The organism is uncultured Zoogloea sp. (assembly GCF_937894855.1).
Lineage (GTDB): Bacteria > Pseudomonadota > Gammaproteobacteria > Burkholderiales > Rhodocyclaceae > Zoogloea > Zoogloea oryzae.
In genome coordinates this window covers 1-19,689 of sequence record NZ_CALAYQ010000181.1, presented here as the reverse complement: position 1 = coordinate 19,689, position 19,689 = coordinate 1, and the positions used below count along the sequence as shown (strand labels likewise).

Genomic DNA, 19,689 nt, shown 5'->3' with positions numbered 1-19,689 from the left:
ACAACGGCATCGCCGACATCCCGGAGCACGGCCTGCGCCAGCTCTGCCTCGGGGTCCGGATCGACAGGTCCACCGAACTCATGGAGCTCGACGCGAGCAACTGCCCGCACCCCTCGTGGTCGCCGCTGCATCCGGCCTGGGACTTCGAGTCCCTGAGCCGCGGCGAGACCCCGGCCTACATCAAGCGCTGGCTGGCCTTCGAGGCGTGGGCGGAATGAGCGCGCCGACCCGTGAACCTCTGGACGAGCTCGCCCTCCTGCGTGCGGAGAACGATCGGCTGCGCGGGCTCCTTGAGGCGCGGTGGCCGGTCGACCTCGTGAAGGGCCAGCGCGCGCCCTTCCCCTACTTCGGGAACAAGCGCATCGCCGCGCCGATCATGTGGGCGGCCCTCGGCAACCCGGGCAACCTCGTGATCCCGTTCGCTGGCAGCCTCGCCGAGCTCTGGGCCCGGCCCGAGGTCGGCAAGGTCGAGACGATCAACGATGGCTCAGGCCTCGTCGCCAACGTGTGGCGAGCGATCCAGCGTGACCCGGAGGCCGTCGCCGTGCACGCAGACCATCCCGTCATCGAGCTCGATCTGCACGCCTGGCATCGCGAGCTCGTGGCCGCCGCGGAGGACCTGCGCGCGAAGTTGCAGAGCGACCCGCGCTTCTATGATGCCGAGCTCGCCGGCCGCTGGATTTGGGGTGCGTCGGCGTGGCTCGGCAGTGGCTGGTGCGACGGCACCCTCCCGTTGAGGCGCCCGGAGATCTCAGGCGGGTCAGGCCGCGCTCGCAACGGCCACGGAGTCCACGGCAACAGCGTGGGCGACCGCGCGCTTCACCAAACCCGCCCGGACCTTGGTGGCGGGCACGGCTCGGCAAGCACAGGAACCGGCGTTCACAAGACGAAACTGCCCCGTCTTATCGGCTCCAACGGCGGCGCCCACCTTGGCAACGGCGTGAACTCGTCCCTGCCAGCCCTTGCGGGCAGCGATGGCTCAGGTGTCGGATTTGGTAGTGGAGTGCATAGCGGGACCGGGCGTCGACTCGACGGCCTCGTGGTGTGGATGCGCCAGCTCGCCGACCGGCTCCGGCTCGTCCGCATTACCTGCGGCGACTTTTCCCGGGTGCTTACGCCCGCGGTAACGATATCGCACGGGCTCACCGGGGTCATCCTGGACCCGCCCTACGGCTTAAAGGTTCGCACGAAGCGGATCTACGACGACGAGGACGCGGCCAGCATGGAGCACGAGGAGACGGTGGCCCAGCGCGCGGCTGCGTGGGCCCGTGAGGTCGGCGAGGACCCACTCTACAGGATCGTCCTCTGCGGGTATGAGGGCGAGCACGAGATGCCGTCCTCGTGGTGGTGCGTGCCCTGGACCGCGCGCGGCGGGTATGGCCTGCAGGCCCACGGGCGAGGGCGGGAGAACCGCGAGAAGGAGCGGCTGTGGTTCTCTCCCGGCTGCATCCGCGAGGCCTCCGGCACGCAGTTTCTGCTCCCCGGGCTCGGCTGAGTGACCGGTGAATGCCGCTGCCGGCACTTCGTCCGCATGGGCGTGACCACGACGATCGAATCTCCTCTCCTGCTGGTGGTGTACGCAAACGCGAGCACCGCCAGCATCATGTTTACCGTCCCCGCCAGCGAGCGCGTACGCCTCGACATCTACGAGGACCAGATCGCGCACGTCGGTAACAAGCGGCTGGAGTTCGAGCGCTTCGACGGCCCTCCCGCGCCGGGCCTGTGGATCTTCGACGGCGACGCCATCGAGGATGCCGAGCAGGAGGCGCCCACGACGACCTGCGGCTTCATCGGGGCCTGGCGCCGCCCGAGCGCCGACGAGCTCTCGCACATCGCCGCCGGCACCTGGCCCGGGGTACAGGTGGGCGCGTGAGCCTCACCATCCTCCCCTCGCACCTGCTCGCCATCGCCGCGCTGTACCTGCTCTGGCACCACCGCTCCGACCTCCTGCGCGCCGTCTATCGTCTCCGCGCAGCTCGGCTCCACGCCTACATGGAAATGCACTGGCGCTGCCGGATCGTCAGCATGGTCGGCCGCGTGGACGACGACTCCGCCGACCGGTGGATCGCTGGTGTCCGCGCGCTGGAGACCTCCGGCGCGATCCTCCACGCCTTGATCCACACGAACGGCGGCGCCTCGCAGGCCGCGACGCGGGTCAAGAACGCCCTCTCCACCTACCCGCACGAGGTGGTCGCCGACATCCCAGGCTTCGCGTGGTCGGCGGGCACGTCCATCGCGCTCAGCTGCGACCGCATCGTGCTCGGCCCCGACTCGGTCCTCGGGCCGTGCGACCGCGCGTGGACTCGGAGCGACGACATGGTCTGGGCGGTGGACCAAGTCGCCGCCCACGAGCAGGGCGTGCCGGTCGACGTCGTCCACGCGCGCCGGGCCATCGAGGAGGCCAGCGCCGAGGTGCTCACCTACCGGGCGCGCCGCCGGGCGCTCGCGGACAAGCGCTACCGCCACCACGCGGCCAACCCCACGGCCGCCGATGAACATCTCGCCGAGCAACTCGTCAGGGGCGGGTGGGGCTTCCACTGGCGCCCGATCTTCCGCGCCGACGCCCGCGCGCTCGGCCTCGACATCGAGGACGCCACCCCGGCGAGCCTGCGCGACTTCGCCGAGCTCGCCCGCCTCACCATGCTCTCGCTCCCCGAGGACCAACGATGAACACCAAAATGCTGTCCGCCGCCCTGCTGGCGCTCGCTCTTGTGCTGGGCCTGGTAGCGCTCAACATGCTGCTCAAATCCACATACTCTTTCGACGCGCTCACCTGCGACACAGCGGTATCGTGCGCCGACCTGTACATCACCTGCAACGGCGCATATCTCTGCCAGGACGCCGCGTGCGAGGTCATGGAGTGCTTCCGTGCGCCGGACAGAGGCCCGCGCCACGGGGCCGGTTTCGTATGGCTCGCGGGCGCCGTCCTGCTCCCGCTCTATGCGCTGTTCGTCGCGCATATCTCTGTGAAGGAGCGCTCGTGATGGCCTGCCAGTCCTGCACCCGCGACGAGCTCTGCATCGCCTGCCGCTTCGAGGGCCGAGAGCAACGCCTGCCCCGGTACGCAGGGCGGCGCGGCGAGACCCTGCTCCGCCGCAACGACAAGGCCGCGCTCGACTACTTCGCCGAGGCGGAGGACAGCCCGGTCTGGAACGACCCGCAGGACGAAACCCCGCCCGCGCGCCGGACCGCCACCCAGACCGCGGACCACGACTTCAAGGCCCGCCGGTGATCGTCGACGGCGCCCAGCGCTGGCGAGCCGGCCGCGCCAGCTACCGGCCCGCGGGCGAGGTCATCGACCCGCGCCGCTACGAGGTCGCCGCGATCGACGGGCCCGGCGCCGACAACATCGCCCGGGCCTTCGTGGTCGCGCACCACTACTCGGCGAGCTACCCCGCCGCCCGCGAGCGCATCGGCCTCTACCGCGGCGGCGCGCTCGTGGGCGTCGCCGTCTTCAGCCACCCGGCGCAGGACAAGGTGCTCGGCTGCCTGCCCTGCCCCAAGACCGAAGCTGTCGAGCTCGGCCGGCTGGTGCTGCTCGACGACGTCCCGGCCAACGGCGAGAGCTGGTTCATCGCCCGCGCCTTCGCCGAGCTGCGCCAGCGCGGCTACGCCGGCGTCGTCAGCTTCGCCGACCCGGTCCCGCGCTCGGCCGTGGGCGGCGCGGTGGTGTTCCCGGGGCACCTCGGCATCATCTACCGGGCGAGCAACGCCGTTTACACCGGCCTGGCGACGGCGCGGACGCTGCGGCTGCTCCCGGACGGTCGGGTGTTCTCGGAGCGCACCCGCTCGAAGATCCGCGCCCGCGAGCGGGGCTGGCGGCATGCGGTGGATCAGCTGGTGGAGCATGGGGCCGCGCCGCCGGAGCGCACCGGGGATGCAGCCGACCTCGCGGCCTGGCTTCCTGGCGCGCTCAAGCAGGTCACGCGCACGCTCAAGCACACGGGCAATTTGCGATACCTGTTCGGCCTCACGCCAGGCATGAAGCGGCTGGTGGCGGAGTCTACGAGCTACCCGCCCCAGCCGTATCCGAGGGTGCAGATCAGCGCCGCATCACTGCGGCCTTGAGCACCTCAACGAGATCGAGCGCCAGTTGCTGGGTGGAGCGCGCCGGGTCCGGGGTGCGGCCGATCGCCTCCTCAAGGGTCGCGCGCACGGCCGCAAGCTCGTCCTCGATCTGGTCCACCCTGGCGAGGTCATCATTCAATCCGCGCGCCCAATCCACCACCTTGTCCTTGTTCTTCGGCCAGCCCAAGATGTTGAGGGCCGTTCCGTAGTTGCCGATGGCGTCTTCAAGGGCTTGGGCTGTGGGCTGGAGGCGCGGGTCCTCAGCATTGAGTACGGCGAACCTGCGCCCGTCCATGCTCTCGCCGACGAGCAGCGGGCGCTCGGTGGTGCGCGACCACAGTTCGCTGAACCAGGCATGCTCGGCGATCTGGTGCGCGAGGCCGGACATGGGCGTGCTCGACACGTTGCTGATGTTGACGACCGGCCGCGGAGGCTGGCCGTCGTCGGTGAGACTCAGGAGTGGAGGCACGGCAGCGGCGGCGAGCCGACCGACCAGCGGCCAGAGAGCCGGGTCGCCATCCGAGTGGATGGTCTGGGTGCCGGTTTTGTCGATGTTGATGTTGATGTTGAACGTGGCCATGGACCAGCCAGACGGCCGGCAACATGGGCGCATTCAGCCATGAACACGGCCGCGCTGGCCGGCGTCCACGTCGGCCATGCTCACCGTGCACATTCTGCCTGTTACCCACGAACTCATCGCTCACCGCGAGGAGGCCATCGCCGCCGAAGCCTCGATGATCGAGGAGGTCATGGTCATCATCGACAACGGCCACGTCACCGCCATCCGCACCCCGCCGGTCCGCGGCCACCGCTTCGAGAGCGACGACTCGTGGATCCGCGACCTGATCGTAAGCGCCTACCGGGCTGGAGTGGTCGCGGGGGCCACCACCGATCAGGACGTGCTTGTACCGCCGGATGGCTGGGTGCTGTGGAGCTCGCTCAAGCCGGGCGACATCGCCACCAGCGGTCAGGGCTGGGTGGCGATCTCCGACTCCGAGGAGTTCAAGTTCTCCAACGGCGGATGCACCGCGCGCCGCTTCGCCCACGTCGAGAGCGGCGGCGACCACCAGACCGATGTGCGCTTCAACTTCGACCCCACGCAGCGCCACATGTGGCCCTTCTACCGGGTCGCCCGCGCCGGTCTGTCCGGCGAGCAGATCCTCACCCTGCTCGATGCCGTCGACGACGCGCCGGCCGACGAGACGGTCCAGGCCACCATCGACCGCGTTCTCCCGGTGGGCGCGTGAAGGGGCCACAACCACCAGCCCGCGCCATGGAGGCCCGGCTCGCGGTCAAGCGGGCCTCGGCGGCATGCCGGGCGGTGCGCATTCGCTGGAATGCGCTCAGGACCGAGACGATCAATGTTCTGGACCTCGGACACGAGCCGCGCGAGCTCGCGATCGGCGAGATCACCGCTCAGCTGTGGGCCGCCGAGCATGCCCTCGCCGAGGCGGCCTCCGGGTGGCGCCAGGCGCTCGCGGAGCGGGAGTCGCTCCCTGTGGCCGAGCGGTGGAACCTCGTCGCCATGGAGCGCTGGGCGAGCGCGCAGGCACTGGTGTAGCGTTCAGGGTGGAGGCCCGCTGAATAGTAGCCAGTGGGCCGGCGTCGGCGCAGGGGAGGAAATCATGCAGGACATCGACATCAGCAGCCGGGCCAAGCCCGAGGTTCTCCGCCGGCAGGTCGTGCCGGTCCCGACCGCAGAGGATCCCACGCTCCCGCAGCTCGGCCGGCGCCGGGCCGTCCGGTGGCTGTTCCTCCGGTGCACGTCGCTCACCGCAGCGGCGACGCGGCTCCAGGGCTGGCGCGGCGACGACCACCGCACCACGGCCATGCGGGCCTGCTACCGGGCTTATTTCCAGATCAACGGCGCGGGCCATGGTGAGACCACCCGCTCAGAAGGCCCCTATACCGGCGTCGCCATGCTGAGCCCCGAGGGCGTCGTGGTGGTCGCGTACTACGGCCCCGGCGACGAGCGGAATACGCCCATCGCCGCCGCCGACTACCACCGCGTGATGCTCCACCTGACGAAAGAGCGGCTCGTGCCCCTCTCCAAGGACTCCGAGCTCGACAAGGGCAAGGGCCTGCTCCCGCTGGCCGCGCGCACCGACCGGCCCCGCTTCGAGTAGCCGGTTCGGCGCCAGCAGGGCGCCGCCGGTGTACCGTCCCCGGGTGGACGCCGACTACACGATCGAGGAGACCGGGGACGCACCGGTCATGGTCTATGACCTGCCGCAGACCGAGGAGGCCAAGCGCTTCGAGGCGGCGTGGTGCTTCTTCGCCAACCGGCAGCACGACCACCTGGATCAGTCGTGGGAGGGCATGCCCCGCAAGCCCGGCATGGAGTACCTCCGCGAGCGCTACTACCCCCGCGGCTTCGTGCCCCTGAACGTCGGCTCGCCGGTGATGCGAAAGCCCGACATGCCGACGCCGACCGCCGCGGTGATCGTCAACCGCAACACCGGGCTCATGCTCGGCAGCCCCACGGTGATCAAGGTCGCCGCCGACGAGGACACGCAGGAGCTCCTCCGGGCGGTCGCCAAGTCGAGCAACCTGCGCCTGCTGTTCGCGCTCGGCCGCAACATGGCCGGCGGTGGCGGGACAGCCTGCGAGGTGCCGAGCATCATCGGCGGTCGCATCCACCTCGCGGTCCACAAGCCGAGCGAGTTCCGCGTGCTCCAATGGTCGAGCTCGGAGAGCTGGCAGCCGGAGCGCATCGTCCGGCAGGTGCTGGTCACGCTCCCGGTGCGCGACAGCCACGGCAACCGTGGCTTCCGCGAGTTCTGGCAGACCACCGAGTGGAACGCGAAGGAGCGCATCGACTACAAGCCGGTCCCGAAGGAGTGGAAGCCCGAGGACCCGATCGAGAAGGCCGGGCGGCCGGTGCGGGCGCCCCACGGCTCCAGTCGCTGCCCCGTCACCTGGTACCGGAACACCCCGAGCGAGGAGATGTGGGGCCTGACCGACTTCGACGGCTTGGAGCCGCGGTGCGACACCATCGACCGGCTCGGCTCGCACCTGTACTCCGCGGTCGGCAAGAACTGCGACCCCACGGTGGTGCAGAGCGACGACGCCGGCACCCGCCGCCGGCACCGCTTCGGGCGGCTCGGTCGCGGCCAGCTGCTGGAGACCTCGGAGAAGGGCAAGGCCTCGCTGCTGGAGACCTCGGGCAAGAGCCTGGAGGTGACGCTCGACGCCTGGCAGCGCCTGGAAGACGAGACCTTCCGGCTCGCCGACGTGGTCCATGTCAACGCCGAGATCGCCGGGGCCTTCAAGAGCGGCGAGGCCCTCCGGCTGTTGTGGCGCGCCCCCGAGGTCCGGGTCGGCTGGCTGTGGCCGCAGCGCGAGGTAACGATGCGCCGGTCCCTGGAAGCCATCTATGACATGGCCAAAGCGTTCGGCGTCAGCTCCTACGAGATGCCCCGCAAGGGCACCATCATCCTCCCCTCGCGCGAGATGAAGGAGCCGCCCAAGCCCGCGAAGCCGAAGGCGCCAGAAGAGGAGGGAGTCGAGGCCGGCCCGCCGGAGCCGCCCGCCAAGCCGAAGCTCGTCCCGCACAAGGTCGGCAAGTTCGGCTGGATCGACCTGGAGCGGGGGCCGTACTTCACCAAGACCCCCACCGAGATCAATCAGGAGGTGCAGGCGGTGCAGGCGGCGGCCGGTGGCGTCCCGGTGCTTTCGGAGGAGACCGCGGTGGAGGAGGCAGCGCAGATCATGGGCATCGACCCCGCCGAGGAGCTTCGCCGCATGCACGAGGAGAAGGAGCGGAACATGGCGCTCCAGGCCAAGCAGTTCGGGCTCGGCGGCGATGGTGGCGAGCTCGGCGAGGATGCAGAGGACGAGGAGGCCGGCAAGGATAAGCCGCAGGACGAGGCCCCGCCGGCTGACGATGAGGAGGATGAGGGCGAGGACGAGTGAGCCTGCGCGAAGTCATCGCCCAGATGCGGCAGACGATGGCCTCGCTCGGCGGCGAGGCGGCGGTGCTGCTGCAGCGCTTGGCCGCGCGGGCGATCCGCGGCGAGCTCCGGAGGCTGGCGGGCGCTGGCTCGCGGGTCTGGACGCCGGCGGCGGCGCGGGCGGTGGTGGATCGCCTGCGCCGGATGCTGGTCCGGCTCGTGGCGCAGCTCGGCGCGGCCCTCGGCAAGGCCCTGACCTCGGCGGCTGCCACGAGCCTCGCCGACGCGGCCCTGTTCTTTGAGACAGGCGACCGCGCGCTGCTGGGGCACGTGCTGCCGCTCCGTCCGGTCGCGCCGACGCCCGCCCAGATCGCCCTCGCCAGGGAGGGTGTGTTCAAGGCGAGCCTCGGGCGCTTCGGGGCGCTGCTGGTCCACGCGGTGGAGGGCGCCGCGGTGGCGACCGTGCTGCTCGGCAAGCCCCACCGCGCGGGCGTCGACCATGTCGCGCTGGCGCTGCGCCGGACCGCGGCCGCCCACGCGTGGGAGCTCCAGCGGATCGCCGAGACCGAAGCGTCGGCGGCGTACAACGCCGCTCAGCTGGAAGTGCTGCTCGCTCAAGATGTCCCCGGGGACAGGATGATGAAGCGGCTCGTGGCGACCTTCGACTCCCGCACCGGGCGCGACTCGGTCCTGCTCCACGGGCAGGTCCGGCCCGTCCGCGAGCCGTTCTTCGATAGCCACCGCGGGCACTTCTACATGGCGCCGCCGAATCGCCCGAATGACCGCGAGCTCATGGTGGGGCACCGGCCCGCGTGGGGCGAGGTCGTGGTGGACCGCTGGCCTGTCGCGGAGGACAGGCGGGCCGCGCCAGCGCCAGCGGCCACGCGCCGGGTCCCGGGCCAGGCTATCCGCTCGGCCAAGAACCTCCGCGCCGGCGATGTGCTCGCAGCCCCCGGGCGCCCGCGGATCGCCAGCGTCGCCGAGCGAGGGGGGCGCATCGAGGTCCGCACCGAGCAGGGCCTGCTGCTCTACTTCGCGGCCGGCGCAGCGATCGGCGTGCTCGCGGCCTCGTGAGGGTCCAGCGGTGCGTCGACGGGCACCGGGTGGGTCGGCTCGTCGGGGTCCCGGCAGACACCGCCGGCGAGCGCGGCGGCATGGACCCCGGCGACGAAGACAGCGCAGATGGTGGTGACGGTCAGGAAGGCGTTTTGGCGCGGCGTGAGCATAGGGACCGCTCTACACGGTCCTGTGGTTTGTTGACAGCATGTCACCCCTCGCCGACGCTCCGAGCAGGTGCGCGGACGACAACAACGGCCTCTCGCGGTGTTCCTGAGCTGGGTCTCGTCGATGGCCGCAGGCGTCGTCGTCGTCGTCGGCTGGTGGGTCGGCAAGCCCCTCACGCCAGAGTTGCTCGCGGTGATCGGCGTGCTGCTCTCGTGGTCCGTGAAGATGGATCGGTCCTGGTCGCGGAGGCTTGCAGACCACAGGGAGGCTGTGCGCAGAATCGGCGAGCGGCGTGGCGTTGCTGACGCCGATGTGGAAACCATCTACGCTGTGCTCGACGAAGAGGTCGGCCGCGAACAGCGGCGTCGAAAGCAACTACCCCGAGGGAGGTCCCGATGAGGACTCGCACAGGACCCATCACCGAAAGCCTGCCCGCGACCAGCAGCGCGAGGCTCATCCAGATCATGCCACCGCCCACGCTGCGCCTGTTTGACGCCCCCGAGGTGCTCACCACCGGCCGCGAGGTGTTCGGCCTCAACGTGCTCGTCTGGCTGTACTTGGCGATCTGGATCTTCCAGTCGCCCGCGCAGCAGCCGGAGCCGCCGCCGAGCCAGGCCGTCGCCAGCGCCACACGGTGAAGCCGATCCGCCGAGCCGCGTCCAAGCCGCCGAATGGCCTGGACCCCGCAGCGCGCCTACTTCGCCGTGATCGCCCTCCCCGCTGACCGTGTAGAGCGGGCGGCCCGCCTGGCGAGCAAGGTGCCCCCGCTGGTGGTCCTGACCGGCGACGACTTCGCCGATGTGCTCTCCCGCCGCGCCACGCTGATCGCGCTGGGCCCGGGCTGCCCGCTGCAGGTGGTCTGGGGCCTGGACGGGGCGCCGGTGACGGCCCACGAGTACGAGCGCCTCTTCTTCGAGCGTTCGCCAGCGGGCGAGACGCTGCTCTGCTCCGAGCAGCCGAACGGCCCCCGCGTCGCTGTCCCGCGCGCGCCGGAGCTCGGCCCGCCCGGCCCGCTTCGGCGCCTGCCCCCCGAGCACCCCCGCACCCTGCGGCCAGAGGTGAGCCCAACGCCGGCGCCGACCCGCCCGGTCTACGAGCCGCTGGACGAGCGGGCCGCGCCCACGACTTGCCCGTCCTGCAGGCTCAGGATCCGCACCCTTATGGTTGCGGGCGAGCCGCCGCCGTGTGATTCTCTGGGGCACCATGCCCCCAGCGAAAATCAAGGCGCCGACTCCCACCATTCCTAACAGCGCGCGCCACCGGGTGCGCATGATGCGGGCGCTCCGCAGGCTGGCGGTCGCGCTGGAGCAGCTGGCGGAGATGGTCGAGTTCCGCTTCCGGTCGACCGAGGCCGGCGCCGTCCTCCGGGCGCACCTGGAGATGATCGAGAGCATCCGGTCGCCGGCGGAAGCGCGCGACATCCTCGGCGAGCTCATCGAGGGCCATGTCGCCGGCGCCGTCCGCCCGCCGCAGCTCGACTCGATGCTGACCGAGACGCTCACGGCGATGTTCGAGGCGGCCGACTGCGCCGACGAGCAGGCGTGGCCGGCTGCGCTGCTGCGCGCTGCGACGCTCCAGTCGCGCATGTTCGACCCCTACGAGTCGGCCGGCGCGGCGATCACGAGGCTGCCCACCGGGACCTACGTGATCGCGCTGTGCGATCACGTGCCGATGGCGAGCCAGCTGAACTCGGTCGCAACGTCGGCCGAACCGGAGACCTCAAGGAGGGTTACGCGGTCGTCGGCCCTGAAAGTCAGCACCGCGAACGGGTCGCAGTCGATGACCGCCTGAGCGGAGACCTGGCGGGTGAGGCGGACCTTGAGGGGCGCCCCGGCACGGATCTGGATGCCGATCGTGGCGGCGACGAGCCCGGACTGCCAGGGGAGCGCGACGTAGCTGGCGGTCTTGATCGAGGCCTGCAGCGAGCCGGCCTGCCAGGCGGCGGCGCGGTAGTAGTCCTCGGCGCTGAAGGCGAGGATGTTCTCCGAACCCACGGGCTCGGCGGCGGCGGTGAGGCTGCCGAAGAAGGACGCGTAGATCCGGGTGCTCGACATCGGCGCGACGATATCACGCGGGTGATCAGATGCCGGCGGCGCTGAAGACCGCGTCGATCTCGGCTGACTTGCGGGGGCGCTCGCGGTAGAGGGCGTCTCGGAGGTCCCGGTCGACGTAGCGCTGCCGGATGAGCTTGTCGGCGGCCTCGGAGGCGAGCGTCGCCAGCGAGGTCGGGGGCGCCGGCAACGAGTCGGCGAAGTCGCGGCCGATCGTAAAGGTGATGAAGCGGCGGAGCTCGTCCGCGCTGAAGGCCGACATGAATAGGCCGGAGAGGCTGGCCACCAGCGAGCGGCCCGGACGCCTGGACGGCGGCGTGAAGCCCACCTCCACGTGCCCCTGTGGCGCCGGGGTGAACACGACGATCCGGTCCAGCGACTCCGGCTTGACGCTGAGCGCCCGCATGCGGCCCAGCACCTTCTCACGCAACGAGCCGCCGCCCTTCATCGCGGCGAACACCGCCTCCTCCGGCCGGCCCTCGAACAAGCCCTCCTCGTAGCCGAACGCTGTCTCGCGCAGGCCGTCCAGCCCGAGCTCGCCCCACAGGACACCACTGACCTCGTCGGCCCCGGCCTGGAGCGGCGAGCCGGTGCGCGGCGAGCAGTAGACCGTGGGCGAGGCGAGGCGGGCGGTCTCGACGACGCGCTGGCCCTGCCAGGTCGGCCCGACCGGGACGCCGGCGGCCTCCTGCGCGCGCATCGAGAGCGTGAGCGCGGGGCTCACCTTGTCGTCGACCCCGAGGACGACGCGGGACACCCCGAGCTCGACGAGGAGGCTGGCCTTGGCCGGGTCGGCGGCGGCCGTGGCCAGCGCCTGCTCGATGCGGGTCGACATGGGCGCGGGCGGGGAGATGGTGAACGTCGGCGTGGTGCCCACCTTGGCCCGGGCGGCCGCGAGGACGCGCGAGGCCTTGCCGAGGGTGAGGTTGAAGGGCGGCGCGAGCAGGTGCTCGACGGTGATGTGCTCGAAGGCGGCCGGGACGTCCAGGTCGGCCTCGCGCAGGCGCATGCACTGCGTGTCGGAGAGGAAGTTGAGGGTGTTGATGAAGTCTGGCGTGGTGGTCATGGCTGCGTGGTGGGTGCTTCTGGTGAGGGTGATCGATCACGTGCGGCGAGGGCTGCGAGGAAACGCTGGAGGTCCCCGCCGGCGGCATGGAGGGCGCGCCCGCGGGCCGTGACCTCGTGGCGCCCGCGGCCCTTGAAGACCGGGTGGCTGACCAGCAGCCCGTGGGCGGTGGCCATGTCGAGGAGGGCGCGCCGGACCATCGCCACCGGCTTGGTGGCGTCGCCGAGGTAGACGCCCATGGCGAGGTTGTTGGCGCCCGAGGACTGCGAGCGGAACTCGTGGGCGCCGTCGAGCCAGTGGACGAAGGGCTTGGTGTCGGCGCGGGTGCCAGCGATCTCGGTCAGGGCCGCGCACACGGCCGCGGTGGGCAGAGGGCGGACCGAGGCGAGGTAGAGGTGGGTGCGGATCGCGTGCGAGGTCTTCTCCGCGGGGTTGCCGTGGAGGCAGAACTCGCCGGCGCCGACGAGGCACTTCGGGCAGGCGATCGCCCGCGCGGCGTTGCTTTGGCCCTGGGTGATCACAGGCCCCCGAGCTGGCGCAGGTGGCCGAGCGCTTCGAGGAGGGCTTCACGCGCCGCCGCGGTGTCGGTCCCGCGGGTACCGTCGAGCTCGGCGCCGGCGCGGCGGATAGCCTCGACCACCGGGCGGCGCACGAGCTCGCAGAGCATGGTCTCGACCGCGTCCTTCACCCGGTCGCGGTGCTCGGCGGCGCGGGCCCAGTTCGCGTTCGCGGTGGTGGAGCGCGCGCGGGTCGAGCCGGCTTGCAGGCGGGCGCGGGCCTCCTGCGCGCGGGTGCTCGCGGCCTGCGCGTCGATGTAGCGCTTGAGCAGCGCGCGGAGTTCGGTGGCGGTCTCGACGGTGATCATGGGCTGACCTCGAGATCGGCAATTGGGCGCAGCACGACGTATGTCTCGTCGCACCCCTTCTCCTCACTCTTACGGGTGCCGCAAGGGCGCAGCCCGGGCCGCTCGCGGGCGAGCTCGGCCCAGTTCTTGAACCAGAATCCGAACGCCGCGCCACTGGGGCGACCGACGAGCCACACGCAGCCGCCAGCGCCCTCCACGGCGTAGCACTCGCCACGCACCGCCGGGCCTTTCTCGAATGCCGCGAGCTGGTTCTGGAGCTTGCCGATCTCCGAGCGGTAGCCGTTGACCGCCTCTCGCATGGCGAAAACCTTACCCTGCGCGTCAGCGACCCGGTCCTCGGAGCCCTTGAGGAGGCTGTGTAGAGCGCCAGCGAACGCGTCGAACTGCACCTGCGGCACCTCGCTGGTCGTTGGGATGATCGCAACCTCGGCAAGGCGCTGGCCCCCAACTTCGGCTTGGAATGACAGGCGTCGCCTGCCCTGCGCGTCTGGAGCGTAGCGGTGAAGCTCGCCCACGGAGATCGGCTGCGGGAGTTCTGCAGTCATGGCGGCGGATCGGTCGCTCGTGGTCAGCATGGGTGGTTCTCCGGGGCGGCTGCAGGGGCCGGGTCCATCGAGCGGTAGAAGTGGCGCTCGTTGGCAGCGCGGATCTCCTCGGCTGCGGGGCCGACTGGGGAGGCGATGTTGCGGGCGTTGGCGCGGCGCTGGAGCACGGTCTGGCGGACGGCGAGCGAGCATCCGACGCACCTGTCCTCCAGGACATGATCGTCGGGCTGCGCTCGGTGGCAGGTGATGCAGGTGGCCATGGTGATCCTTGGACGGGTGGTGGGCCGACTACTTCACGCGGCGCAGCTTCGGGGCGCTGGCCTGGAGCCTCTGGGTGGAGGCGAGGCGGGCCGCGTGGGCCTTGCGCAGCTCGGCGATCGCGTCGTCGAGGCTGACCGGCTTGGCGACCTTGCCATCCGCGACTCCGGCGTCATCGACCAGTTCCTCGCCACCGACGTGAAGCTGTACGTGCGGATCCTCGGGGCGACCAACCTGGAGAACGTCGGGCGCACGCTGCGGGTCCTCTCGTTTCGCTCCCCCGGCGAGGAGTTCCCGGTCGGCAGCGACCTGTATCCGCACGTCGTGGTCGTCGACGACGGCCCCGAGGCGTCGAGCTGAACGCCGACCGCGTCATGCACTGCCGGCCGCTCCTCACCCCACGGCGCGGCGTTTACCGCAACGAGGAATCGCCCTCGGCTACCGGCGGCTGATCACGTACACGCTCGCCACGGAGCCCGGCGACTCGCTGCGCGGGGCCGGCTGGGTCGAGACGGCGCGGGTGAAGGGCGCCGACTGGGACCGCCCGGGGCGCCGGCGCAAGGAGTTCCACCGCTGGCCGGGCGGGTGAACACGGGCGCCTCGCTGCTCGTCCGGGCGCACCATGCGCACATCGGCCGCTTCGGCGCCGAGCAGTGCCAGCGGCTGCGCGCGCTGGTGCTGGAGCACTTCCCGGACCTGGCGCCGCCCGAGTGAACACGCCGGGCGCCCGCGCCGTCCATGCTGGCCATGATCGACGATCGCCCTGAGACTCCCGACGACGTGATGGCTCGCGCCTTCGCGCCCACCCCCGACCTGTCGACGCTCCAGGCTCGACTGCTGCATACGGCCGACCTGCTCGAAGCCAAGCTCCGCGCCGCGGGCATGTTTGATGGCCCGGATGGCCGCGATGTCGCTGACCTGCGCGAGGCTGCCACTCGCTCGGCCCACCACGACTCCGTGGTCTCAGCCTGGGCCGCGCACACCGAGACCATGGGCGCGCTCGGCCAGCACCTGCTCGACGCCCACAAGCCCGGCGAGGTCGACCCCGAGGCCGTGGCCTTCCTGGACGGCTACCACGTCGGCGGCCGAGCAGTCGCCCCCAGCGAGCCCGGCGAGACCACGCTCGAGGCCGCGCTGCGCCTGCTCAAGCTGGCGAAGGCCCGCGGGGCGTTCGCCGCCGCCGAGCACGTGATGTCGGCGAGCGCGGCGACCGGCCCGACCTTCCGCGTCGCGCTGGTCGACTCGGCCGACGCGATCCCGCACTGGGTCGACCCCGACGAGTTCAAGGGCGCCAACTTTGAGGACGGCTACCGCGCGTGCGTGGCAGTCCTGCAGGACGGCAAGGTCCGCTACCACTGGGACGGCGGCGAGGCGGAGGACAACCTGTACCTGCGCGACTGGGCGTGGGTCGCCCCGGCACTCGACGCCGCCTACGACGCCGGGCGCAGCGACGTGCTCTCGGGCGCCGTCCCGCCGACGTGGGATCAGATCTGCGCCAAGATCAAGGCGCTGGGCCTGCGCTGCTACATCCGCGGCGGCGAGGGCGTCGAGATGGCGCTCATGATCGACGGGCCGGCGGTCTACTACGCGCCTGAGGGCATCCACAAGGCGCCGGTCGGCCAGCGGATCGCCGACATCTACAACCCCGCGGTCGGTCTGTTCCAGCCCACCCTCGTTGACCGCGCCGTCGTCCCCTTCGAGCGCATCGGCCCCGAGGTGATGACGATCCCCGTGGTCGACTTCATCGGCGCTGCCAAAGCCCCGTGAAGCCGCCCGCGCCATACCACGGCAACAAGGCCGGCGCGGCTCCCCTCATCTGGGCCGCCGACCTCTCGCGCGGGCGCGCCTCGCCGGGCGCCACCCTCCTGCCCCCGGCGAACTTCACCGGCCGCACCCGCCAATCGGCCGGCATCGTGATCGTGTCGTAGCCGCAGAGCACGATCCGCAGGTGGTGGTGCGAGCCGTTGGCGATCGCCCAGTCGCGGGCGGCGAGCATGAGGGTGTCGCAGGTCCCGCCGTGGGCGTAGCTGACGGATCCCTCACCGTAGGGCGGATCGAGCAGGACGCCGGTCAGGCCGTGCTGGACCGTGATTGACGGCTTGACCAGCCGGGCCCAGTCGCCGCACGAGATCCGGACGTAGCGGAGGCGCGCCGCGACCTCATGCAGGTACTCGTCCAGCCGGTACCGCAGATCGCGGCGGTGAATGCCCTGCCCGAAGCCGCGGCCGGTCCCGCCGCCCCCCGAGAGCATCGGGATCTGGCGTGCTGGCGGGTCCTTTCCGAAGCCGTCGCCGAACCAGCAGGACTTCGCCCACAGCCACAGGCCGGCGAGGCGCGGGTCGCAGTAGTCCAGGTCGACGGAGAGGCGCTCGGCGAGGGACCTGTCACGGGCGCTGGCGACGAGATGCGCGTGCATAGACACCCCCATGCCCAGAGGAAGGCCACGTAGCCGCCCGGGCGGACGAGGCCCAGGCACGCCCGGAGCAGGTCCGGGATCAGCGTGAACGGCAGAGGTGCTCGTTGTGGTGTGGGGCGCTCTCGGTCTCGCGGGCGACGCCGCGGTCGTCGAGCGCGACGGCGATCAGCTGGGGCAGGGCATCGACGGCGATCGGGCCTTGGAGCGCAGCGGCCTCGGCCTCGCTGCGCCAGGTGAAGGTCTCGCCGGTGAGCTTGCCGGTGGCGCGGTCGAAGGTGGCCCACAGGGCGGGGATGCGCGCGAGCTCGGCGGCGTCGAAGCGGGAGGCGTAGCGGGCCTTGGTGGAGACGGCGGTCTTGTTCACGGGCATGGACTATCTATGCGCCTTGTCTGTTTGGAAGTCAAACCCAAAACGACAATCTATTTATCAGGGTCCAACCCGCGCAGCCGGAGCCGCATTCGTTCGGCGGCGCGCACGACTCCGAACGCGGCGACATCGGCGTCGTAGAACGCGTGGGCGGCCATGCGCTCGGCGACGGCGCCCGCTTCGGCGCCCGGTGACTCGGCCAGGCCCTGGATCTCCGAGGCGAGCTTCGCCAGAGCGTCCCGGAGGTTCGGGCCGATCGCGCGCAGGAGCCCGAAGCGCACGGTGGTGGTCCAGCGATGCCGGTATCCGCTGGTCTCGTCGCGGTCGACCTGGACCTCCAGGGTGAGCTTGGCCGTCGAGCTGCGCGTGGTGGCGGTGTGGCGCGTCACTTCCGGGCCCTCCTGCGTGCCTTGTGGATCGGGTTGTCGCGCGCGTTCGAGGCGCGCTTGGCTTCGCAGCATCGGTCGCACCGGCAATCCCAATACCCATAGCCGTGCGTGGTGCCGTGGACATGCTCGGGGATCGGCTTCCAGCGGGCGGCCTCGCGCAGGCGCTCTTGATTGACCCGGTGGCCCTCACGGCATACCTCGCACCGGCAGCCGGAGCGGTATTGCGACGCACCGTGATTCACACCCGCCTCCCACAGCCTGCGCGGCGGCCGATGTAGCGGAGCACGCGGACGCCCAGCTGGCGGGCAGCCTTGGACCCGAAGGCGCGCCAGTAATCACGGTTCGGCACACCTTGGACCTCGGCGGCGTCACGCAGGGTCTGGCCGGGGTAGCTCTCGGAGAAGTGCACCCCGAGGCGCGGGAGTGCGATGGCCTCGGCGGCGAGGACGAGCGCCTCCTCGCGGATCTGCTTTCGGGGCGAGCAGTCGCGGCGGAGGGTGATATCGATCGCCTTATTGATGCCCAGCCCGATCTCCAAGCCGAGCGAGAGGGCGTGGCCGATCTCGTGGGCGAGATGTTCCACGAGGCCGCGATCGCCCTCGAAGATGGGGTCTTCGAGGGTGTCGAGGCCAAGGCGCTCGAACAGGCGCCGGGCGTCAAAGGCCGCGATCAGCACACGGCCCCCAGCAGGGCGCGGTCGCCCTCGGTCAGCGGCAGGAAGGCGATCGCGCGCAGGTCGGCGAAGTCGCGCCCGTCCGTGCCGAGCCATGCCTCGGGCCGGTCTGTGGCGCCGAGATCGCGCAGCTCGAAGTCACGGTTGTGGCCCCGGCGAGCGTCTCCCTCCTCGCCGAGCATGGCGAAGGCGAGCCCGCGGGCGCACAGGGCGAGGCGGAGCGCGGCGTCGGCCGGGCCGCCGGCGGTGCGCGAGGCGAGGTTGTCCGCGGAGACGGCGAGGCCGGAGAGCAACGGCAGGTCCTCGCAGATCTGGGCGTCGACCTTCACCGCGGCGGCGAGGGCAGCCCCGAGGGCGCGGGCGGGGCTGGTGCGCTGGGTGAGCGCGACGCTCGCCTCCCATCCGTCGCTGACGATCGGGCCACCGGCGCGGCTCCAGTCGAGGAGGGCGAGCTTGCCATCCTCGCGGGCGGTCGTGTCCGGGTGCTGGCCGAGCGTGAGGTCATCGAGGTGCACCACGGCGCACATGGCGATGGTGTCGATGAGGTGGTGCACCCGGGTGTAATCGTTGATCGGGTCCATGGCTACTCCGGCGCCTCCCAAGCCCCGCGCTCGATCGCGTTGGCGTTGAGGTTGCTCTTGCGGGTCGCCCCGCAGGAGCACGTATGGACCCGGCAGATATTGCCGTGGGCCTCCTGGACCTGCGGCGATGCCACGGGGCCTGTGAAGGGTCGCTCGATGGTGAGGGCGGGCTTGGGGCGGTGGGTGTGCATTGGTCTCCTGGCGCGCCTTGAGCCCGTGCAGTGGCTACGGAGCGAGTAGACGGGCGTGGCGGCCCGCGTGTTCAGCGGGCGCGAACGGTGAGCCGCCCAGAGCGAAGGGTGACTGCGAGGCCAGCCGCGAGCAGGGCCCGCTGGGCGGCCGCGAGATCGCCGGCGGTCCCGGGCGTGCGGTAGACGAGCGCCCGGTCGGCCTCGCCCTCAGCATAGAGCGGAGCGGTGCCCCACGAGCGCGCCGAGCAGGTCGACAGGCCAGCGGCGGCGAGGGCGGCGAAGGTGCGGTCGAGGAGGCTCACACCCCGAAAGCCCCGACCCTCGCGGGTACGGGGCCGGTGGGGCCGGGGCCGCTCAGCGGCGGGGCTTGGCGGCGGTACCGTGCTCCTCGTGCCAGGCGGCGCGGAACTCGGCGGAGCGGCCCTCGCGGGCGACACGGGCGTCGTCCGCGGTGGTCTCGTCGGCGGCGCGCGCGGGGCGGGCGGCGACGGTCGGGAAGCCGAAGTCGAGGGTGAACTCCTCGCCATCGGCGTCAAGGGCGGTGATCGGGGCGGCGGGGCGGGTCGCGTTGCTCATGTCTCGAAGATAGCGATTGTCCGTTTGCCGGTCAAGCTCAAAACGACAAGATGACATCGACTATTTTTCAGGCTCGAAACCGGGCCGTCCGTGGCCCGGGCAGATCAGCCGAGGTCGCTCGCGGGGAGCGGGGCGGCAGGCGGCGCGGCGTCCTCATCGACGGGCGCAGGGAGCATGAGCGGCAGATCCGCGGCGGGCGCGTCGTGGGCGGCGTCGAGCGCCAGCATGAGCGCGCGGACCCCGAGGCGGCGACCGGGGCCAAGGTGGAGCGAGTCGAAACGACGCTCCGCCTGCTCGCGCTCGGTCCCGGCCGGGCTCCCGCGGTGGTGGGTGAGCCACTCGGTCACGGCGTTGTAGGCGGCCCACCACGTGCCCCGCACGCCCGCGCGGTCGTTGCCCACCCCGGCCTCGAACAGCGGGCGCACGTCATCGAGGAGGCGGCGGCCGACCGTGGCGTCCGGCTCGATCACGCGGACCGCGTCGTCGCCCTCGCCGCGGGTGAGCGCGAACAGGCGCAGCGCGTAGG

35 protein-coding genes are annotated in these 19,689 nt (G+C 71.4%); 19 read left to right on the top strand and 16 right to left on the bottom strand.

The window, feature by feature from the left end; all coding sequences use genetic code 11:
• The 7 genes from Q0672_RS20120 to Q0672_RS20090 all read left to right on the top strand — a co-directional run.
• Nucleotides 1–218: hypothetical protein (locus tag Q0672_RS20120; protein ID WP_298625137.1), on the top strand; the 218-nt coding region annotated here is incomplete at its 5' end.
• Nucleotides 215–1,495 carry a hypothetical protein gene (locus tag Q0672_RS20115; RefSeq protein ID WP_298625135.1) on the top strand — a complete coding sequence of 427 codons (1,281 nt, stop codon included), beginning with the start codon at nucleotides 215–217 and terminating at the stop codon, nucleotides 1,493–1,495. The genes Q0672_RS20120 and Q0672_RS20115, both read left to right, overlap by 4 nt.
• A gap of 42 nt (nucleotides 1,496–1,537) precedes the next feature.
• The gene (locus tag Q0672_RS20110) at nucleotides 1,538–1,873 is read left to right on the top strand and encodes a hypothetical protein (RefSeq protein WP_298625133.1); all 336 of its coding nucleotides are present in this window, start codon (nucleotides 1,538–1,540) and stop codon (nucleotides 1,871–1,873) included.
• Nucleotides 1,870–2,670 (top strand): ATP-dependent Clp protease proteolytic subunit, encoded by an 801-nt coding sequence (locus tag Q0672_RS20105; protein WP_298625130.1) that lies wholly within the window; start codon nucleotides 1,870–1,872, stop codon nucleotides 2,668–2,670. Before Q0672_RS20110 ends, Q0672_RS20105 begins: the two co-directional genes overlap by 4 nt.
• On the top strand, nucleotides 2,667–2,984 hold the full coding sequence (locus tag Q0672_RS20100; protein ID WP_298625128.1) for a hypothetical protein: 318 nt from the start codon (nucleotides 2,667–2,669) through the stop codon (nucleotides 2,982–2,984). Before Q0672_RS20105 ends, Q0672_RS20100 begins: the two co-directional genes overlap by 4 nt.
• Entirely contained in the window at nucleotides 2,984–3,232 is a 249-nt protein-coding gene (locus Q0672_RS20095; RefSeq protein WP_298625126.1) for a hypothetical protein, read from the top strand. Before Q0672_RS20100 ends, Q0672_RS20095 begins: the two co-directional genes overlap by 1 nt.
• Nucleotides 3,229–4,068 carry a hypothetical protein gene (locus tag Q0672_RS20090; RefSeq protein ID WP_298625124.1) on the top strand — a complete coding sequence of 280 codons (840 nt, stop codon included), beginning with the start codon at nucleotides 3,229–3,231 and terminating at the stop codon, nucleotides 4,066–4,068. Before Q0672_RS20095 ends, Q0672_RS20090 begins: the two co-directional genes overlap by 4 nt.
• Here Q0672_RS20090 and Q0672_RS20085 read toward each other — a convergent pair.
• Nucleotides 4,043–4,648, bottom strand: a complete 606-nt coding sequence (locus Q0672_RS20085; RefSeq protein ID WP_298625122.1) for a hypothetical protein — start codon at nucleotides 4,646–4,648, stop codon at nucleotides 4,043–4,045. The genes Q0672_RS20090 and Q0672_RS20085 overlap by 26 nt on opposite strands.
• Nucleotides 4,649–4,724: 76 nt before the next feature.
• On the opposite strand from Q0672_RS20085, the gene Q0672_RS20080 reads away from it, so the two are divergent.
• From Q0672_RS20080 to Q0672_RS20060, 5 genes are all read left to right on the top strand, one after another.
• Nucleotides 4,725–5,315, top strand: coding sequence for a hypothetical protein (locus tag Q0672_RS20080; protein WP_298625120.1), 591 nt, complete (start codon nucleotides 4,725–4,727; stop codon nucleotides 5,313–5,315).
• Between the two features lie 26 nt (nucleotides 5,316–5,341).
• Entirely contained in the window at nucleotides 5,342–5,629 is a 288-nt protein-coding gene (locus tag Q0672_RS20075; RefSeq protein ID WP_298625118.1) for a hypothetical protein, read from the top strand.
• Between the two features lie 64 nt (nucleotides 5,630–5,693).
• Nucleotides 5,694–6,194, top strand: a complete 501-nt coding sequence (locus tag Q0672_RS20070; protein ID WP_298625116.1) for a hypothetical protein — start codon at nucleotides 5,694–5,696, stop codon at nucleotides 6,192–6,194.
• Nucleotides 6,195–6,237: 43 nt separating this feature from the next.
• The gene (locus Q0672_RS20065) at nucleotides 6,238–7,983 is read left to right on the top strand and encodes a phage portal protein (protein ID WP_298625114.1); all 1,746 of its coding nucleotides are present in this window, start codon (nucleotides 6,238–6,240) and stop codon (nucleotides 7,981–7,983) included.
• Entirely contained in the window at nucleotides 7,980–9,035 is a 1,056-nt protein-coding gene (locus tag Q0672_RS20060; RefSeq protein WP_298625112.1) for a hypothetical protein, read from the top strand. The genes Q0672_RS20065 and Q0672_RS20060 overlap by 4 nt, the downstream gene beginning before the upstream one ends.
• On the opposite strand, the gene Q0672_RS20055 is transcribed toward Q0672_RS20060, so the two are convergent.
• On the bottom strand, nucleotides 8,990–9,187 hold the full coding sequence (locus Q0672_RS20055; RefSeq protein ID WP_298625110.1) for a hypothetical protein: 198 nt from the start codon (nucleotides 9,185–9,187) through the stop codon (nucleotides 8,990–8,992). The two genes, Q0672_RS20060 and Q0672_RS20055, sit on opposite strands and share 46 nt — an antisense overlap.
• A gap of 121 nt (nucleotides 9,188–9,308) precedes the next feature.
• On the opposite strand from Q0672_RS20055, the gene Q0672_RS20050 reads away from it, so the two are divergent.
• From Q0672_RS20050 to Q0672_RS20035, 4 genes are read left to right on the top strand one after another with little or no spacing between them, the layout of a single operon-like run.
• Nucleotides 9,309–9,584, top strand: a complete 276-nt coding sequence (locus Q0672_RS20050; protein WP_298625108.1) for a hypothetical protein — start codon at nucleotides 9,309–9,311, stop codon at nucleotides 9,582–9,584.
• The gene (locus tag Q0672_RS20045; RefSeq protein ID WP_298625106.1) at nucleotides 9,581–9,823 is read left to right on the top strand and encodes a hypothetical protein; all 243 of its coding nucleotides are present in this window, start codon (nucleotides 9,581–9,583) and stop codon (nucleotides 9,821–9,823) included. The genes Q0672_RS20050 and Q0672_RS20045 overlap by 4 nt, the downstream gene beginning before the upstream one ends.
• A 33-nt stretch (nucleotides 9,824–9,856) precedes the next feature.
• Nucleotides 9,857–10,432: a hypothetical protein gene (locus Q0672_RS20040; RefSeq protein WP_298625104.1), complete on the top strand. Its 576-nt coding sequence runs from the start codon at nucleotides 9,857–9,859 to the stop codon at nucleotides 10,430–10,432.
• Nucleotides 10,371–10,976 (top strand): hypothetical protein, encoded by a 606-nt coding sequence (locus Q0672_RS20035; RefSeq protein WP_298625102.1) that lies wholly within the window; start codon nucleotides 10,371–10,373, stop codon nucleotides 10,974–10,976. Before Q0672_RS20040 ends, Q0672_RS20035 begins: the two co-directional genes overlap by 62 nt.
• Before the next feature lie 288 nt (nucleotides 10,977–11,264).
• On the opposite strand, the gene Q0672_RS20030 is transcribed toward Q0672_RS20035, so the two are convergent.
• From Q0672_RS20030 to Q0672_RS20010, 5 genes are read right to left on the bottom strand one after another with little or no spacing between them, the layout of a single operon-like run.
• Nucleotides 11,265–12,302, bottom strand: coding sequence for a hypothetical protein (locus Q0672_RS20030; RefSeq protein WP_298625100.1), 1,038 nt, complete (start codon nucleotides 12,300–12,302; stop codon nucleotides 11,265–11,267).
• Nucleotides 12,299–12,823 carry a hypothetical protein gene (locus tag Q0672_RS20025; RefSeq protein WP_298625098.1) on the bottom strand — a complete coding sequence of 175 codons (525 nt, stop codon included), beginning with the start codon at nucleotides 12,821–12,823 and terminating at the stop codon, nucleotides 12,299–12,301. Before Q0672_RS20025 ends, Q0672_RS20030 begins: the two co-directional genes overlap by 4 nt.
• Entirely contained in the window at nucleotides 12,820–13,167 is a 348-nt protein-coding gene (locus tag Q0672_RS20020; protein ID WP_298625096.1) for a hypothetical protein, read from the bottom strand. The genes Q0672_RS20025 and Q0672_RS20020 overlap by 4 nt, the downstream gene beginning before the upstream one ends.
• Nucleotides 13,164–13,742, bottom strand: a complete 579-nt coding sequence (locus Q0672_RS20015; protein WP_298625094.1) for a hypothetical protein — start codon at nucleotides 13,740–13,742, stop codon at nucleotides 13,164–13,166. The genes Q0672_RS20020 and Q0672_RS20015 overlap by 4 nt, the downstream gene beginning before the upstream one ends.
• The gene (locus Q0672_RS20010) at nucleotides 13,736–13,972 is read right to left on the bottom strand and encodes a hypothetical protein (RefSeq protein WP_298625092.1); all 237 of its coding nucleotides are present in this window, start codon (nucleotides 13,970–13,972) and stop codon (nucleotides 13,736–13,738) included. Before Q0672_RS20010 ends, Q0672_RS20015 begins: the two co-directional genes overlap by 7 nt.
• On the opposite strand from Q0672_RS20010, the gene Q0672_RS20005 reads away from it, so the two are divergent.
• The 3 genes from Q0672_RS20005 to Q0672_RS19995 all read left to right on the top strand — a co-directional run bounded on the left by Q0672_RS20005 (nucleotide 13,965) and on the right by Q0672_RS19995 (nucleotide 15,737).
• Nucleotides 13,965–14,330, top strand: a complete 366-nt coding sequence (locus tag Q0672_RS20005; RefSeq protein ID WP_298625090.1) for a hypothetical protein — start codon at nucleotides 13,965–13,967, stop codon at nucleotides 14,328–14,330. The two genes, Q0672_RS20010 and Q0672_RS20005, sit on opposite strands and share 8 nt — an antisense overlap.
• A gap of 225 nt (nucleotides 14,331–14,555) precedes the next feature.
• Complete coding sequence (locus Q0672_RS20000; protein ID WP_298625088.1) at nucleotides 14,556–14,684, top strand: hypothetical protein; 129 nt, start codon at nucleotides 14,556–14,558, stop codon at nucleotides 14,682–14,684.
• 24 nt (nucleotides 14,685–14,708) lie between these two features.
• A complete protein-coding gene (locus tag Q0672_RS19995; RefSeq protein ID WP_298625086.1) occupies nucleotides 14,709–15,737 on the top strand; it encodes a hypothetical protein in 1,029 nt (342 codons plus the stop codon).
• On the opposite strand, the gene Q0672_RS19990 is transcribed toward Q0672_RS19995, so the two are convergent.
• The 9 genes from Q0672_RS19990 to Q0672_RS19950 all read right to left on the bottom strand — a co-directional run.
• On the bottom strand, nucleotides 15,712–16,386 hold the full coding sequence (locus Q0672_RS19990; protein WP_298625084.1) for a hypothetical protein: 675 nt from the start codon (nucleotides 16,384–16,386) through the stop codon (nucleotides 15,712–15,714). The genes Q0672_RS19995 and Q0672_RS19990 overlap by 26 nt on opposite strands.
• 79 nt (nucleotides 16,387–16,465) lie before the next feature.
• Entirely contained in the window at nucleotides 16,466–16,756 is a 291-nt protein-coding gene (locus Q0672_RS19985; protein WP_298625082.1) for a hypothetical protein, read from the bottom strand.
• A gap of 50 nt (nucleotides 16,757–16,806) precedes the next feature.
• Nucleotides 16,807–17,214 (bottom strand): hypothetical protein, encoded by a 408-nt coding sequence (locus Q0672_RS19980; protein WP_298625080.1) that lies wholly within the window; start codon nucleotides 17,212–17,214, stop codon nucleotides 16,807–16,809.
• 166 nt (nucleotides 17,215–17,380) lie between these two features.
• A complete protein-coding gene (locus Q0672_RS19975; RefSeq protein WP_298625078.1) occupies nucleotides 17,381–17,818 on the bottom strand; it encodes a hypothetical protein in 438 nt (145 codons plus the stop codon).
• Nucleotides 17,812–18,396 carry a hypothetical protein gene (locus Q0672_RS19970; RefSeq protein WP_298625076.1) on the bottom strand — a complete coding sequence of 195 codons (585 nt, stop codon included), beginning with the start codon at nucleotides 18,394–18,396 and terminating at the stop codon, nucleotides 17,812–17,814. Before Q0672_RS19970 ends, Q0672_RS19975 begins: the two co-directional genes overlap by 7 nt.
• Before the next feature lie 2 nt (nucleotides 18,397–18,398).
• Nucleotides 18,399–18,587, bottom strand: coding sequence for a hypothetical protein (locus tag Q0672_RS19965; protein WP_298625074.1), 189 nt, complete (start codon nucleotides 18,585–18,587; stop codon nucleotides 18,399–18,401).
• 71 nt (nucleotides 18,588–18,658) lie between these two features.
• Nucleotides 18,659–18,889, bottom strand: coding sequence for a hypothetical protein (locus tag Q0672_RS19960; protein ID WP_298625072.1), 231 nt, complete (start codon nucleotides 18,887–18,889; stop codon nucleotides 18,659–18,661).
• Between the two features lie 52 nt (nucleotides 18,890–18,941).
• Nucleotides 18,942–19,163: a hypothetical protein gene (locus tag Q0672_RS19955; protein WP_298625070.1), complete on the bottom strand. Its 222-nt coding sequence runs from the start codon at nucleotides 19,161–19,163 to the stop codon at nucleotides 18,942–18,944.
• Nucleotides 19,164–19,267: 104 nt separating this feature from the next.
• Nucleotides 19,268–19,689: DUF932 domain-containing protein (locus Q0672_RS19950; protein WP_298625068.1), on the bottom strand; the 422-nt coding region annotated here is incomplete at its 5' end.